The sequence below is a fragment of the Duganella sp. GW821-FHT01E12 genome (assembly GCF_059422325.1).
The window spans coordinates 1-525 of record NZ_JBWKWR010000032.1; the positions used below are offsets into that span (position 1 = coordinate 1).

4 tRNA genes are annotated in these 525 nt (G+C 55.2%); all 4 read left to right on the forward strand.

The features are described from left to right. The first annotated feature begins 2 nt into the window (after positions 1-2). The 4 genes from AC07WS_RS30345 to AC07WS_RS30360 all read left to right on the forward strand — a co-directional run bounded on the left by AC07WS_RS30345 (position 3) and on the right by AC07WS_RS30360 (position 525). A tRNA-Glu gene (locus AC07WS_RS30345) sits at positions 3-78 on the forward strand. A gap of 121 nt (positions 79-199) precedes the next feature. After that, positions 200-275, forward strand: a tRNA-Ala gene (locus AC07WS_RS30350). A gap of 42 nt (positions 276-317) precedes the next feature. Beyond that, positions 318-393: transfer RNA gene (locus tag AC07WS_RS30355), tRNA-Glu, on the forward strand. 56 nt (positions 394-449) lie between these two features. Continuing rightward, a tRNA-Ala gene (locus AC07WS_RS30360) sits at positions 450-525 on the forward strand.

Genomic DNA, 525 nt, shown 5'->3' on the forward strand with positions numbered 1-525 from the left:
CAGTCCCCATCGTCTAGAGGCCTAGGACATCACCCTTTCACGGTGAGTACGGGGGTTCGAATCCCCCTGGGGACGCCAAGTTGTAGATGTTGTAGTTGACGTTGTTTGTACTGATTGTTTGATGTTTGGCTTCACGCTGGATAGATACAAGTAGTGAAAACAAAAGTCGCGCAAGCGGCTTTTATTATTTCTGCGCCCGGGGGGTATAGCTCAGCTGGGAGAGCGCTTGCATGGCATGCAAGAGGTCAGCGGTTCGATCCCGCTTACCTCCACCACTGCGCGGAGATGATAGCGACAAGTTTTACCGTAGTTCCATGGTCCCCATCGTCTAGAGGCCTAGGACATCACCCTTTCACGGTGAGTACGGGGGTTCGAATCCCCCTGGGGACGCCAGCCTTGCCAGGCTGATGAGTAGTGTACGCAGTACGACAGAAGACTTTCTGCGCCCGGGGGGTATAGCTCAGCTGGGAGAGCGCTTGCATGGCATGCAAGAGGTCAGCGGTTCGATCCCGCTTACCTCCACCA